This window comes from Spirosoma endophyticum (genome assembly GCF_900112365.1).
GTDB lineage: Bacteria > Bacteroidota > Bacteroidia > Cytophagales > Spirosomataceae > Spirosoma > Spirosoma endophyticum.
In genome coordinates, this window is the sequence record NZ_FOLQ01000011.1 from 81148 (window position 1) to 95308 (window position 14161).

Consider the following 14161-nt stretch of genomic DNA (forward strand, 5'->3'; position numbering starts at 1 on the left):
ATGACTGGCCACCAATGAAAAAAGCCCTATTTTTCGTACTTTTGTGTGCTGTTTGGACAATACCCGCTAAAGCGCAGAAATTCGGGTACGTTGATACAGAGTTTGTTCTAGGCAAAATGCCCGAATATCAGAAAGCCTTAAGCGAAATTGATAAGTTCGCGGATAAATGGTCGAAAGACATTCAGGATAAATACGTTGAAATCGACAAACTTCAAAAGGCGTATCAGGCAGAAGAAATTCTGTTGACAGAAGATATGAAACGTGACCGGCAGCGTGTGCTCAGCGATAAAGAGCGCGAAGCCCGGGAGTACAACAACAAAGTGTTTGGGTATCAGGGACTGCTTTTTGAGAAAAAGAAAGAACTGATGAAAGTCCCGATGGATATGGTGAATCGGGCGGTTGAGAAAGTAGCACTTCAGAAGAAGCTTGACTTCATTTTTGACAAAGCATCTGATTTCGTTATGCTCTACACAAATCCCCGACACGATTATTCAGATTACGTAATGGAAGAACTGGGACTAGATATTAAACCAACAGCTACGACCAGTAATCCAACAAACAAAACAACCACAAATCCTAAGTAATACAAACAATCAATTCGAAATGAAGAAAAACCTCGTGATGGCGTTTGCAGCAGCTCTTCTGATGGGCGGTTTAAACGCACAGGCACAAGCTCCAACGATAACGCCAGCTGCTACTGCCTCTGCTGGTCCGCTAAAGTTAGGCTATACGAACATTGACTACGTTCTGTCGCAAACACCTGAAGCAAAAGATATTCAAAACCAGTTAACCATTCAGCGGACGCAATCGGAAAACGAACTGAAGCGGATGCAGAAAGAACTGGAAGAAAAATATGGTGCTTATGAAAAAGGCGCGGCCCAGATGTCGGATGTGATCAAAAAAGATCGCGAAACGGAACTGCAGGGTCTTCAGGCACGGATTCAGGAATTCGGCCGGACAGCTGAACAATCGTTACAGACTAAATACCAACAGTTGGTAAATCCCGTTGTTCAGAAAATTCAAAAGGCGATTGATGCTGTCGCGAAAGAAAACAGCTATCAATACGTATTCAATTTAGATGCTGGTGCTAACACAATTCCTATTTTGCTGGTAGCGCCGGAAGAAAATAACATTACGGAACTGGTATTGAAAAAACTGGGTATCGATCCAGCGAAAGCGGCCGCTGCTAACAAACCAGCTACGACCGGCGGTAGTACGCCAGCTGCCACCAAGCCAGCCGCTACGACAGGTGGTAGTGCAACATCACCAACCAAGAAAAACTAAGGTTTTCCCTGGTATATCGTTACGCATAAATGATAGTCGCTCTCTACTAGCTGGAGAGCGACTTTTTTATAGCCATTCCTACGTAGTAACGATTTACAAGGCTCCAGTGAGAATGTGATTTTAACATATTGACTAGCTAAACTGCTTATTTTATGCTATTATTTTTTCTTTGAAAAATATAATTATTGCTAGTCAAACAGAGAAAAAAGCTGGGAAAACTTCAAAACAGGCATATAAACTTATAGGGACGAAATCTTCGTCTTATTTTTACGTTTTTCAAGACAGACCACCTCTCCCCATTGCCCATGAACCGAACTGCCGGTATAATGGCATGGGTGCTATCAATCGTTACGGTTACCAGCACCTATGCGCAGGATTCTAAACCACTACAACTTGTATTCCCTACGCAAACCAACTGGAATGTTGTGCAAGAGGGTAGTGTCATACAATTTGATCTGAAAGCCACGGGCTTGCCCACCGACACATTGAAATTTTCGATTGTACGTGATAAGCAGGATACGATGTTTTTTGATTCGCTGGGACATTTTAAATGGGTGCCCAGCTACGGTCTGGCCGATCGTATTCAAACAACCAAAACGTACCCAGTGAGTTTTGAAGTGCGCAATCAGCGTGGACAAACAGCTACGCAGACCATTGATTTTAAAGTGCAGCACGTAAACCGCCCGCCTGTAGTAGGCGAATTACAGCCATTTTATGTAAGCTACCGAACACAGAATACGTATAAAATCGATCCGCAGGTAGTGCACGATGATGATGGTGATCCAATCGTATTTATTCCAATTGCTGATCAAATGCCGGAAGGCAGCAAGCTCTCATCTCAGGGCGAACTAACCTGGACGTTGTCACTTAATCAATTTAATAAGTTGAAGCAAGCACCCCAGTACATGGAGTTCTGGGTAGAGGATCAGCCTGCCAAAACGCGTACGAAGGGCCGGCTAAAAATAGAGGTGACATCAATGGATCTGGCCCCTGATATTCAGATCGTTCCAAAGGAAACACATTATAGGCTAAAGGAAAATGCAACGGTAAACCTTAAATTCTACCTGTCAGATCCTAATGGTGAAGATGATGTAGCTACATTTGGCTTCCTGGCCGATAACCAGCAAATTCCTAAAACCGCCCTGGTGAAAAACACAGATAATCAGTATGAATTCATCTGGCAGCCGGGCTATGAATTTGTGAAAGATCCCGATACTACGTTAAACGTTCAGCTTACATTCTATGTGCTGGACAAAGCGCAGAATCGCGAAGAACGCCGGATTACATTCACCATCTTAAATACGGTCAATGAAGCTGAAAAAGACCGTTATTATTATAACCAGTATCGGCAAGTACTGGTGCAGGCCTGGGGACTAATCGAACAGTTAAGCGATAAAGAGGAGCAACTTAAGCACGATTATAAAAAAGCTAAAGGAGGCAAGCGAAACCGCTCTGTAACCAATGCGTCGTTGGGAGCCGTAACCGGTGTTACACCCGCAGTGACAGGATCGAGCACTAGTCAAACCGCTCAGAATAATGGTCGTCTAATTTCGGCTATTGGTGGCACTGCTGTCTTAACAATGGGAACGCTGGAAGCCACAGAAGTTATTGGTAAGTCTATGAAGGATTTGCTTGATCGCTATAATTATGTGCTCGGAAAACGTAGTGAACTACAAAATAAAGGCGACGTATTTGCCCGTGAGTTTGCGTTGAAATCGACTCGACGCAATGGCGAATTTGTAAAGAAACTTGATGACTTTCGTACGTCAATGAGCTTGAGTGGGTTGGTTGCTTTAGAGTTGGATGCGAACTGGCAAAGCAAGAAGGAAGCCAACGACAAGGCGTTGAAGAAGACGTTTAAAGACTTCACCGCGCTGGAAGAAACGCAATAATAGTTTACGGTGTTGACGCGAAAGTTTGCTTATTCCGTCAGCACCGTAACCCGAATACCGTAAACATATTTTTAAGCTACTGTAATTGAGAACATAGCCTCAAAAATATCCCCCTCCGCTACGTTCTGAATAGCCTCTTTTTGCTGAATCGGTTCAGGCTGACCTTCACTATCTGCACAACCTAACCACGGCTCAATACACACAAAGGGCGCCCCTGGTTTAGCCCACAAACCCAAATAAGGAAATTGAGGGTAATCGACCGTAACGGAATGATTGTGTCTATCGCTACGTAGCGTCACACGCCGGGAAGTCAGATTTTTGAACACTAGTGCATCCTGATCGAACAAATGCGTTGTTAACTGAAGTCGATTGTCTTCTGTAGACACTGCTTTTGTTTCGCCCGTAAAGTACCCACCTGCCGAAAGCATATGGGTTTCTAATGGCTCTTCCTTCTCGAATTCAATAAAGTAATCGTCGTAGGCTTCATTTACGAAAAATGGAACGGTAAAGGCGGGATGCGCCCCTATGGAGAAGAAAATCGTTTGCTCATCCTGATTGACTACCCGATACGTAATGCTTAGGCGTGGGCCATCGAGTTCATACATAATCTGGAATTCAAATTCGTAAGGAAAATGTACCCGTGTCGCGTCGCTTGATCGGAGGGTGAAAATGGCGTGAGTCGTCGTAGATTCCGTTGTTTCAAAAAGCGACTGCCGGGCGAAACCATGACGCTCTATGGGATACGTTTTGCCGTCAATCAATAGCTGATTGTTTAGGCAACCGCCCACCACCGGAAATAGATTTGGCGCGTGCCATCCCCAAACACCCGGATCGGCCTGCCAAAGATGTTCAATACCACTCGATTTATGAAGAAGGCTGGTCAGTTCGGCTCCTTTGGGCCGGATGGAGACGCGGAGATAGTCGTTTTCTAGAGTTGTCATCGCGCCAAAAATAACAAAAGCCGTCCAATATTGGACGGCTTTTGCGAATTCAATGGCCATCGGGATTCTAGCCAGTTTAATTGGTTTAGAACCGGAAGTGAGAGAACGCCTTGTTGGCTTCGGCCATACGGTGCGTATCATCCTTCTTTTTAACGGCTGCGCCTTCGCCTTTTGCGGCTGCAACGATTTCAGCGGCTAAACGGTCTACCATGGTTTTTTCACCACGCGAACGAGCATACTTAATAAGCCATTTCATGCCTACCGCGACTTTTCTGTCTGCCCGTACTTCGGTTGGTACCTGAAAGGTAGCTCCACCGACGCGACGGCTTTTTACTTCAACTGATGGCATTACGTTGTTCAATGCCTTTTTCCAGGTATCCAGACCACTTTCGCTCGTGCGTTTTGCCACTACGTCAAGTGCGTCATAGAAGATGGAGTACGCCAGGCTTTTTTTGCCTTCGTACATCAGGTTGTTAACAAATTTGGTTACGAGAACCTCCTTATATTTAGGATCAGGTAATACGTAACGCTTGGGCGGTTTCGCCTTTCTCATGATTTCTTCAGATTTTTGATCTTACTCTGAACGTAGTCTTTCCAGCGTCCAGTCAGTTGTGATATAAGATGTTGGGTGTACGATATATGTTTTGAGAATACATCATACATCTTATATCATACGGATTTACTTACTTTTTCTTTTTTGCTGGAGGTGCACCTTTGCCACCTTTCGCTGGAGCCTGACCTGGTTTCGGACGTTTCGCACCGTATTTCGAACGGCTTTGCAGACGACCGCTTACGCCAGCCGTATCCAGAGCACCACGAACGATGTGATAACGAACACCCGGTAAATCTTTTACCCGGCCACCGCGAATCAGTACGATGGAGTGTTCCTGCAGGTTATGACCTTCGCCCGGAATGTAAGCGTTAACTTCTTTATTATTGCTTAACCGGACACGGGCGACTTTACGAAGAGCCGAGTTCGGCTTCTTCGGCGTCGTTGTGTACACCCGTGTACACACGCCCCGACGCTGCGGGCAAGAGTCTAAAGCTGGCGACTTCGACTTGTCGATCAGCTTTTCGCGGCCCTTGCGCACTAATTGTTGTATAGTAGGCATTATTAAATTTGTTTACAAAAAAAGAGTCTTCCCGAATTTTGAGGTGCAAAGATACGGAAAACTGTTTGAATGCCAAATCAAGCGCCTGATAGATACACGAGAAAAGGCACGAAATCAAGGTTAGTTAAGTAATTAACTGATTGATTTCGTGCCTTTTCTCGTGTATCTGGTTAAACTAGGCCTGACCAACTGGCCCGCCGAATCCTCCAGGTGGAAACCGGAAGGTGTCATTCGGCTCGTTGATGCCGCCATACGCTTCTTCATACCGGCTAATATTCTCGCGCAGGGCTTCCAGTAGACGCTTGGCATGCTCGGGTGTAAGAATGATACGAGCTTTTACTTTGGCCTTTGGAACACCCGGCATCAGTCGAATGAAATCCAGAATAAATTCACTGTTTGAGTGAGCAATCATCGCCAGATTGGCATAAATGCCTTCGGCAATTTCTTCACTCAGCTCGACGTCAATCGCGCCTTCGGGGGGTTGTTGTTGAGGGTTCATGGCGGCAAAATTACGAAAGTTCTACGACGCAGTCGTCCTGTTCGACAACCGTACTTTCTTTGAGTACTACTTTGGCAACCTTTCCCTCTTTCTGAGCGGCAACTATGCTTTCCATTTTCATCGCTTCGATAACAAATAGCGGCTGATTTTTCTTAACCACATCACCTTCTTTGACCAGAATGCGCGTCAAACGGCCTTGTAGAGGTGCGCCTACATCGCCAGGTTTACTCACTTTGGCGTTCATGGCTTTTTCTACCTTCGAGGCCCTGTCGCGAACTTGCACCTGGCGGCTCTGGCCGTTCAGTTCGAACGTAATGGTCCGCATACCAAATTCATCGGCTTCAGATTTGAACAGCAGCCGTACAAGGATGTTTTTGCCTTCCTCAATGTTGATCAGAATTTCTTCGTTCTCCTTTAGTCCATAGAAAAACGCAGGAGTCGGAATGATGCTGACGTTACCGTATTGCTCGTTTGCTTTGTAGTATTCGTCATATACCTTCGGGTACATCTGGTAGGATAAATAATCTACAAACCCATCGTTATGAACGTACTTCTCCTGGAAGGTCTTGAAATCAGCGTCGAAGTCAATCGGTTTAAGGTGCTCATTCGGGCGGCCCGTAATTGGCTTTTCGCCTTTTAACACAACTTCCTGAATATTGGCCGGAAAACCACCAACGGGTTGACCCAAAATGCCCTTTAACAGCTCTTTCACCGACTCCGGAAAAGACAATGATTCGCCTTTTTCTAGTACGTCGCTGGCCGTTAGGTTATTGGCGGTCATGAAAATCGCCATGTCACCCACAACCTTCGAAGAAGGTGTTACCTTCACAATGTCGCCGAACAACTGATTCGCCACCGAATAATTCTTTTTCAGCGTCTCAAACTTATCGCCTAATCCTGTTGCAATGGCCTGAGGTTTCAGGTTAGAGTACTGGCCACCAGGAATCTCGTTTTCATAGACTTCGGCGCTACCGGCTTTCATACCCGATTCAAACGGATAATAGTATTCCCGAACATCTTCCCAGTAGTTCGAATAGGCATTGAGCGAGGGTAAATTCATCGGACATTCGCGTTCATGTCCTTCCATCATGGCGACAACCGAATTGAAGTTTGGTTGTGACGTCAGACCCGATAGGGCACCTAAGGCACAGTCGACAATGTCAACATTGGCATCAATTGCTTTCAGATACGTAGCGGCCTGAATACCCGCCGTATCATGCGTATGCAGGTGAATCGGGATACTAACGGCCTTTTTCAACTCCCGTACCAGCACATCGGCAGCAAGGGGTTTCAGCAAACCGGCCATGTCTTTAATCGCCAGCAGATGCGCCCCTTCGTCTTCCAACTGGCGGGCCATATCCAGATAATACTGGAGTGTATATTTTTTCTGAGTTGGCGACAGAATATCGCCTGTGTAGCAGATAGCTGCTTCGCAAAGGGCATCGGTACGTTCGCGAACGGCCTTGATGCTCACTTTCATGGCTTCTATCCAGTTCAACGAGTCGAAAATACGGAAGACATCAATGCCCGTTTCCCAGGATTTCTCAACGAATTTCTCGATCAAATTATCAGGATAGGCTGAGTAGCCAACCGCGTTTGAGCCGCGAAACAACATCTGCAGAAGCATGTTTGGCATCGCTTCCCGAAGGGCTTCCAGGCGTTTCCACGGACTTTCGTACAGGAAACGCATGGCCACGTCGAACGTAGCACCGCCCCAGACTTCCATCGAAAATAGCTCCGGGTGATTCTTGGCGAAGCCTTCGGCTACTTTCTGCAAATCTTGGGTTCGAACGCGGGTTGCCAACAGCGACTGGTGCCCATCCCGGAACGTAGTGTCGGTATAAAGTACACATTTCTGGTCTTTCACCCACTGCACAAAATTCTCCCGGCCCAGCTCTTTTAATCGATCGCGGTTTCCGGCCGGATAAGCGCTATACGTATCAAATAAGGGTACAACGGGGGTGCGGAATATTTTGCTGTCGTCTTTCTTTTTAACCTCTGGGTTTCCATTGACAATTACGTCAGCCAGGTAGTTGAGTACCCGCGTCGAGCGATCCTGGGGTTTACGGAAGTTAAACAGCTCAGGGTGGGTTTCAATGAATGACACCCGTGCTTCGCCCCGCTGAAAAATTGGATTACCGATCACGTTCAGCAGAAAGCCGATGTTGGTTTTAACTCCCCGAATCCGGAATTCCAGCAAAGCCCGTGTCAGGCGTTGGGTGGCCCCTTTTAGTGTACGCCCCCGAGCCGAAACCTTAACGATCATCGAGTCGAAATAAGGCGATACTTTCATGCCCGCATAGCTGCTGCCTTCATCCAGACGAATGCCAAAGCCGGCTGCATTGCGGTAGGCCGTAATCGTACCAAAATCAGGTTTGAATCCATTGGCTGGGTCCTCCGTCGTGATGCGGCACTGAATGGCGTAACCGTTGAGCGGGACATCCTCCTGATTGGCAATGAAGATGCGGTTATCGGACAATCGATACCCCATCGCGATCAGAATTTGCGTTCGTACGATGTCGATACCCGTTACTTCCTCCGTTATCGTATGCTCAACCTGAATCCGGGGATTAACTTCAATGAAGAAAATATTCTCCTGCTTGTCAACCAGAAATTCGACCGTACCGGCATTCGAGTAGTTCACGGCTCGCCCTAACTGTAGCGCGTAGGCGTAGAGTTTTTCCTTCGTTTCCTGCTTCAATCCAAACGATGGAGCTACTTCAACAACCTTCTGAAAACGACGTTGAACCGAACAATCCCGTTCGTAAAGGTGGACAATGTTACCGTGTTGATCGCCAAGCAGTTGTACTTCAATATGCTTGGGATCTTCGATGAATTTTTCCAGGAAAATTGTATCGTCACCAAAAGCGTTTCGAGCTTCGTTTTTCGCTTCGGCGAAGGCTTTTTCGAACTCTTCTGCTTGACGGACCACGCGCATACCGCGTCCACCACCCCCGGCTGCCGCCTTCACCATGATTGGAAAACCAATACGTTCGGCTTCTGTCAGCGCGAATTCGGGCGTCATATTCTCCTCCCGGGAGTCAGGAATGAGCGGTACGCCCGCTGTAGTTGCTAGGTTTTTAGCCCGAACTTTATCCCCCAGCGCATCCATTGCTTCCGGCGATGGGCCGATGAAGATGATCCCTTCTTCACGACAACGCCGGGCCAGTTTTACATTCTCCGATAGAAATCCATAGCCAGGGTGGATGGCGTCGATCTTGTGGCGCTTAGCCAGCAGAATGATGCCTTCGACATCCAGATAAGGTTTCAATGCATCTTCATCACGACCGATTTGGTAGGCTTCATCGGCTTTATAACGGTGGAGCGAATAGCGATCTTCATACGTGTAAACCGCGACGGTGGTGATGCCTAACTCGGTGGCCGCCCGCATGATACGGATGGCAATTTCGCCCCGGTTAGCGACAAGTAAACGGTTAATGGGCTTGATATAATCTTTCATGATTCTCAACAAAAGCAGCTTTAGGCCAGGAGAGTGCCAAACAACATAGCAAGATTGTTGAAAATTTTGAAAATGCCGCCATTTACCGCACGATCATTAGAAAAGACAGCTTTTTAGGGAAATATTACAGGTTTGGCTAAACGAGAGGTTCTACTTAACTTTGAGAATGGTTTTTTTTAGTGGAACACAACCAAGATATATATTCTAAAAATTGAAGACTAAATTTTATGCAACTAACCGCTGTATATTTAAAAGTACCTGAAGGCTATGTTGGTTTTGTGGAAGAGCTACCCGGGGCGAATACGCAGGGCGAAACGCTGGAAGAAGCCAGAATTAATTTGCAGGAGGCTGTTCAGTTAGTTTTAGAAGCAAACCGATTATTAGTTGAGGAAACGCTCATCGGTCAGGAATTCATTCGGGAGCAAATGCCTATTGCTGCCTGATGAAGCGTCTTGATTTAATTCGACACTTAGAAAAACAAGGCTGCGAGTTGCTTCGTGAAGGCGGAAGTCACACGTTATATGTAAACCGGGCTACACAACGTTCATCGACAGTGCCGCGCCATCGAGAAATTAACGACTTCTTAGCCCGTAAAATTTGCCGCGATTTACAGATTATTGATCCCTAAGTTCAGAGATTAATAATCCGTTAACCTTATTTATGCTTAAGCTGATTTGTCGTAAATGCAATAAATTGATCCAGCGCAGCCGGGTTGCGGAGCGTATCCCGACTGGTGGCCAATGACACATCGACCCCCGCCAAAATTTTCTTGATGGGTGTTTCGAGTTTCTTGCCACTCATTGTGTAAGGCACTTCACTGATCGAATAAATCGCGTCGGGAACGTGCCGGGGACTCAGTTGGCTACGTAGCGTTTGTTTAATACGATCAATCAAATCATCCGTTAGTGTAAAATCACTACGTAGCACCACAAACAGCGGCAAAAAATAGTGCCCACCCGGTTGCTCCAAACCCACTACCAAACTGTCGGCGATCTCTGGTAGGCGCTCGACCACATTGTAAATCTCTCCAGTACCAATGCGGACGCCATCCCGATTGAGGGTTGCGTCGGACCGACCCGAAATGATAATGCCGTTCCGTTCTGTGATGCGTATATAATCGCCGTGCCGCCAGATGCCGGGATATTCCTCAAAATAACTCTTCCGATACCGTTCGTTATTACGATCATTCCAGAAATAAATAGGCATAGAGGGCATTGGCTCCAGAATCACCATTTCGCCTAATTCGCCACGTACTGGTTTTGCATTTTCGTCAAACGCTTCGACATGACAACCCAATAATCGACACTGAATTTCCCCTTCGTAGACCGGCAACAATGGATTGCCTCCTACAAAGCCACTGCAAACATCGGTGCCACCGCTAAAAGATATCAGCCATATATTCGATTTTACGGCTTCATAAATCCATCGAAAACCTTCCGGCGGCAAAGGCGATCCTGTCGAACCAATTGTGCGTAAATGAGTAAGTTTCCCCACGTCATTGGCGCGAAACTCGGATGACAGGGCCGTATTTGGCTTTAGCCCGGCTCGCATACAAGCCAGATAATAAGCCGCTCCACCACCAAAATGATTAATACGGGCGTCGTCGGCCAGTTTCCAAAGTACGTTCATATCAGGATAGCCAGGCGAGCCATCGTAGAGTACTAACGTAGCACCAACCAGCATAGAGCCCAGGGCGAAGTTCCACATCATCCAACCCGTAGTGGAGTACCAGAAATAGCGTTCACCAACGCGCACATCCTGATGCAAGGCAAGCGCCTTCAGATGTTCCAGCAAACACCCGCCTACGCTATGTGTAATGGCTTTGGGCTTGCCAGTTGTACCCGATGAATAGAGCACCCATATCGGATCGTTAAACGGTACAGGCGTAAAGGTCAACCCATCCGGCGCTGGCGTATCCAGTACGTCCTGCCAGCGGATAACGTGGTCGATCTGGCTGGTGATCAGGTCATTTGTTCGATCCAGATACGGTACCCAGATTACTTGTTTGAGGGTGGGTAGATTGCTTCGTAGCTTATAAATAGCATCGGTTTTATAGATCAGCTTGCCATTGTACTGATACCCGTCAGCGGCAATCAGGACTTTGGGCTCGATCTGTTGAAAACGATCGACAATGCTGGACGTACCAAAATCGGGTGAACAGCTTGACCAGACAGCGCCAAGGGAATTGGTTGCCAGAAAGGCCACAACCGCTTCGGGACAGTTGGGCAATACGGCCACGACCCTGTCGCCAATGCCGACACCCTGCTGCCGAAGATACGCTGCTACAGAGGCTACCTGTTGCTCCAGCGTGGCCCACGACATGGACGTTAACCGCTGTTGTTCCGACCCAAACAGAAGGGCCGGGCGTTGGGTAGTGCGGTGACGGAAAATATGTTCAGCGTAGTTCAGCGTTGACCCTCGAAACCACTCCGTTCCGATCATGTCTTCCTGATTTGGCCGGTAAATCAACTGGTGGTAAGGACTGTGACCCTGCACATCGAAAAACTGCCAGATACTCTCCCAAAAATCTTCCAGATCGGTGACGGACCAATCCCATAGGTCATCGTAGTTTCGGAAATACAATCCTTTTTTTACGAATAACCAGTTGATGTACTGCTTCATTATCGACTGGTCGGCGGTACGACGGTCGGGTGTGTAGAGCGGTGTAAGCGTTGGTCGCGTCATAGGGTAGTTAATCAATCCGTGGGCCAGTTGAGTAATTTGTTGATGCGTCGCGGACTCAGCTTACACGGATGCGTGTACGCACAAATTCACTACTTGTTTAGCTCACTACCTGTAAACGACTTGTTAGGTCTGTGGATTGTTTTTTAGCTAAAAAGCGTTGAGGTAAAAATGGGTATGGTGTGGATGTGTTTAAAAGCTCTAACTTTGCATCCCATTTTATAGTTGCCTCAATAAGTGTGCTGATAATCAGCGCTATTTTTCGAATACAAAGTAAGATTTACTGTATTTTTCCATGAATCAGGATTCAGATAAGAACGACCGGGACGCCGGAGCGAGCCGTGACGGTGAGCGTCGTTCATTTGGCCGTCGTGATGACGCCCCACGTTTCAATCGCAGCAATGACAAGGACGGCCGAAGTGCCGGAAAAGGACGTAGTGGTTCTGCTCCGTCGAGCCGTTCCTCTCGTCCATCAGGACCACCCCGTTTCGAACGCGATGGTGGCCCACGAAGCAATAATAACGGAGGAGACAAGCCCCGTTTTAATCGGGAACGTACCGATCGACCTGAATCTCGTGGTAACGACCGCCCGGGTTTTAATCGAAACCGTGATAATAGTTCCTCAGATCGCCCTTCACGGCCAACAGGTCCTCGTGCCGATGGTGATAGAAATTGGGGTAATTCTGACGATCGACGCCGTAACGACCGGTCCGCCGGAGCGCACCCACGTAATACCGGATCACGTCCGGGTCCTTCATCACGGTTTAGTCGTGACAAAAATGACCGGCCGGCTTTTAACAGAGATAATCAATCCCGCGACCGGGATGCAGGAGCGGCTAAACCTCGCTTTGACAGCGATCGGCGCGATAACCGAACGGATGATAAACCTCGCCCTCGTTTCGACAAAGAAGAGCGGTCGGGTAAGCCAGAGTCACGTCGGCCTTCCTTTGACCGCGGTAACGACCGCCGGTCAGACGAAGCGCCACGCTTTGGACGTAGTACTGAACGCACCGATCGTACTACAGATCGCTTTGGTAACGACCGAAATAACCGCGATGATCGGACGGCTGGATCGGGAGACTCTGCTCCCCGGCCAAGTTTTCCCCGTAGCTCTAACCGGCCTGAGCGTTCGGCCGATGGCGATGCTCGCCGGCCACGTACCCGGAAGGATGCACCACCATCCCGCTACTCGCGTAGCCCTAATGGTGGTCCGGAGAAATTACCCTTCAAACGAGTAGGTGGTTTCAGCCGTGATGCCGACGAACGTAATAACAGCCGTTCCGACGTCCCAAGCGGTCGACGTAATGATCGCGATGAAGACCGCAAAGATGGAGAATCACGCTTTTCGGGGAAGCAACGCAAAGAGTCCGGGGATCGACGCACCGGGAACTTCGTAAAAGCCCCAAACTATAATCTGGAAAGTCGCGACAACACGTCATCTAAACGGGGTCGTGATGAGGAATCTCGTTCGGAAAAGCCGAAACGGGAATCGGCTAATGATGGCACGACGCGCCTGAATCGGTATATCGCTAATTCGGGCGTATGCTCGCGTCGGGAAGCCGACGAACTGATTGCCCAGGGCGATATTTTTGTGAACGGTAAGGTTGTAACCGAAATGGGTTACAAAGTGAAGGAAGGCGACACGGTCAAATACGGTACGAAAGTGCTGAATCCAGAGCGTTTCGTCTATGTTCTATTGAACAAGCCGAAGGATTATATCACCACTACCGAAGATCCGGAAGAGCGCAAAACCGTTATGGAGTTAGTCGCCGATGCTGGTAATTTCCGGATGTATCCCGTAGGTCGTCTGGACCGTAATACAACAGGATTGCTATTGGTTACCAACGATGGCGAGCTGGCTGATAAGCTAACGCACCCTTCGAATAATATCCGTAAAATCTACCAGGTTGAGTTGGATAAGCCCATTACGGACGAGCATTTTGAGGCCCTCAAAAAAGGTATCGAACTCGAAGACGGTCCTATCAAACCCGATGCACTGAGTATTGTTACACCCGATGCGTATGTGGTGGGTATCGAAATTCACTCGGGGCGCAATCGCATCGTGCGTCGTATGTTTGAGAGTTTTGGCTACGAAGTAACCAAACTTGATCGTACTACGTATGCTGGGCTGACAAAGAAAGAACTGCCCCGTGGCAAGTGGCGCTTCCTCGACCCGAAAGAAGTCGTGAAGTTGAAATACTTTAATTCATAAATAGTAAAGAGTGAACGTGCGAAAGAGTGAATGAGCGAATAGCTGGCGCAAACCATTTTCGCTCATTCACTCTTTCGCT

12 protein-coding genes are annotated in these 14161 nt (G+C 47.8%); 6 read left to right on the forward strand and 6 right to left on the reverse strand.

Features of this window, described 5'->3' with window-relative positions; genetic code table 11:
* The first annotated feature begins 14 nt into the window (after positions 1-14).
* The 3 genes from BM202_RS23445 to BM202_RS23455 all read left to right on the forward strand — a co-directional run bounded on the left by BM202_RS23445 (position 15) and on the right by BM202_RS23455 (position 3176).
* Positions 15-584: an OmpH/Skp family outer membrane protein gene (locus BM202_RS23445; RefSeq protein ID WP_093830715.1), complete on the forward strand. Its 570-nt coding sequence runs from the start codon at positions 15-17 to the stop codon at positions 582-584.
* A 19-nt stretch (positions 585-603) separates the two neighbouring features.
* Positions 604-1284, forward strand: a complete 681-nt coding sequence (locus BM202_RS23450; protein ID WP_093830717.1) for an OmpH/Skp family outer membrane protein — start codon at positions 604-606, stop codon at positions 1282-1284.
* Positions 1285-1589: 305 nt separating this feature from the next.
* On the forward strand, positions 1590-3176 hold the full coding sequence (locus BM202_RS23455; RefSeq protein WP_093830719.1) for a hypothetical protein: 1587 nt from the start codon (positions 1590-1592) through the stop codon (positions 3174-3176).
* A 71-nt stretch (positions 3177-3247) separates the two neighbouring features.
* Here BM202_RS23455 and BM202_RS23460 read toward each other — a convergent pair whose 3' ends face one another.
* From BM202_RS23460 to BM202_RS23480, 5 genes are all read right to left on the reverse strand, one after another.
* Positions 3248-4117 carry an aldose 1-epimerase family protein gene (locus tag BM202_RS23460; RefSeq protein ID WP_093830925.1) on the reverse strand — a complete coding sequence of 290 codons (870 nt, stop codon included), beginning with the start codon at positions 4115-4117 and terminating at the stop codon, positions 3248-3250.
* 85 nt (positions 4118-4202) lie between these two features.
* The gene (gene rpsG, locus BM202_RS23465) at positions 4203-4670 is read right to left on the reverse strand and encodes a 30S ribosomal protein S7 (protein WP_012928933.1); all 468 of its coding nucleotides are present in this window, start codon (positions 4668-4670) and stop codon (positions 4203-4205) included.
* Between the two features lie 130 nt (positions 4671-4800).
* A complete protein-coding gene (rpsL, locus tag BM202_RS23470) occupies positions 4801-5229 on the reverse strand; it encodes a 30S ribosomal protein S12 (RefSeq protein ID WP_093830721.1) in 429 nt (142 codons plus the stop codon).
* Positions 5230-5404: 175 nt separating this feature from the next.
* Positions 5405-5728, reverse strand: a complete 324-nt coding sequence (locus BM202_RS23475; RefSeq protein WP_093830723.1) for a DUF3467 domain-containing protein — start codon at positions 5726-5728, stop codon at positions 5405-5407.
* A 10-nt stretch (positions 5729-5738) separates the two neighbouring features.
* A complete protein-coding gene (locus tag BM202_RS23480) occupies positions 5739-9188 on the reverse strand; it encodes a pyruvate carboxylase (protein ID WP_093830725.1) in 3450 nt (1149 codons plus the stop codon).
* Positions 9189-9415: 227 nt separating this feature from the next.
* Here BM202_RS23480 and BM202_RS23485 point away from each other — a divergent pair, with 227 nt between their 5' ends.
* Together BM202_RS23485 and BM202_RS23490 are read left to right on the forward strand one after the other, a co-directional pair.
* Positions 9416-9631: a type II toxin-antitoxin system HicB family antitoxin gene (locus BM202_RS23485; protein ID WP_093830726.1), complete on the forward strand. Its 216-nt coding sequence runs from the start codon at positions 9416-9418 to the stop codon at positions 9629-9631.
* Entirely contained in the window at positions 9631-9816 is a 186-nt protein-coding gene (locus BM202_RS23490) for a type II toxin-antitoxin system HicA family toxin (RefSeq protein ID WP_093830728.1), read from the forward strand. Before BM202_RS23485 ends, BM202_RS23490 begins: the two co-directional genes overlap by 1 nt.
* A gap of 26 nt (positions 9817-9842) precedes the next feature.
* Here BM202_RS23490 and BM202_RS23495 read toward each other — a convergent pair whose 3' ends face one another.
* Positions 9843-11873 (reverse strand): acetoacetate--CoA ligase, encoded by a 2031-nt coding sequence (locus BM202_RS23495; protein WP_093830730.1) that lies wholly within the window; start codon positions 11871-11873, stop codon positions 9843-9845.
* Between the two features lie 292 nt (positions 11874-12165).
* Here BM202_RS23495 and BM202_RS23500 point away from each other — a divergent pair, with 292 nt between their 5' ends.
* Positions 12166-14082, forward strand: a complete 1917-nt coding sequence (locus BM202_RS23500) for a pseudouridine synthase (protein ID WP_093830732.1) — start codon at positions 12166-12168, stop codon at positions 14080-14082.
* The last annotated feature ends 79 nt before the right edge of the window (positions 14083-14161 follow it).

Bases quoted from the DNA above. Each gene is read 5' to 3' on its own strand.
- rpsG (WP_012928933.1), bottom strand. From the start codon at position 4,670: ATGAGAAAGGCGAAACCGCCCAAGCGTTACGTATTACCTGATCCTAAA.
- BM202_RS23490 (WP_093830728.1), top strand. From the start codon at position 9,631: ATGAAGCGTCTTGATTTAATTCGACACTTAGAAAAACAAGGCTGCGAG.
- BM202_RS23480 (WP_093830725.1), bottom strand. From the start codon at position 9,188: ATGAAAGATTATATCAAGCCCATTAACCGTTTACTTGTCGCTAACCGG.
- BM202_RS23445 (WP_093830715.1), top strand. From the start codon at position 15: ATGAAAAAAGCCCTATTTTTCGTACTTTTGTGTGCTGTTTGGACAATA.
- BM202_RS23500 (WP_093830732.1), top strand. From the start codon at position 12,166: ATGAATCAGGATTCAGATAAGAACGACCGGGACGCCGGAGCGAGCCGT.
- BM202_RS23475 (WP_093830723.1), bottom strand. From the start codon at position 5,728: ATGAACCCTCAACAACAACCCCCCGAAGGCGCGATTGACGTCGAGCTG.
- BM202_RS23455 (WP_093830719.1), top strand. From the start codon at position 1,590: ATGAACCGAACTGCCGGTATAATGGCATGGGTGCTATCAATCGTTACG.
- BM202_RS23450 (WP_093830717.1), top strand. From the start codon at position 604: ATGAAGAAAAACCTCGTGATGGCGTTTGCAGCAGCTCTTCTGATGGGC.
- rpsL (WP_093830721.1), bottom strand. From the start codon at position 5,229: ATGCCTACTATACAACAATTAGTGCGCAAGGGCCGCGAAAAGCTGATC.
- BM202_RS23460 (WP_093830925.1), bottom strand. From the start codon at position 4,117: ATGACAACTCTAGAAAACGACTATCTCCGCGTCTCCATCCGGCCCAAA.
- BM202_RS23485 (WP_093830726.1), top strand. From the start codon at position 9,416: ATGCAACTAACCGCTGTATATTTAAAAGTACCTGAAGGCTATGTTGGT.
- BM202_RS23495 (WP_093830730.1), bottom strand. From the start codon at position 11,873: ATGACGCGACCAACGCTTACACCGCTCTACACACCCGACCGTCGTACC.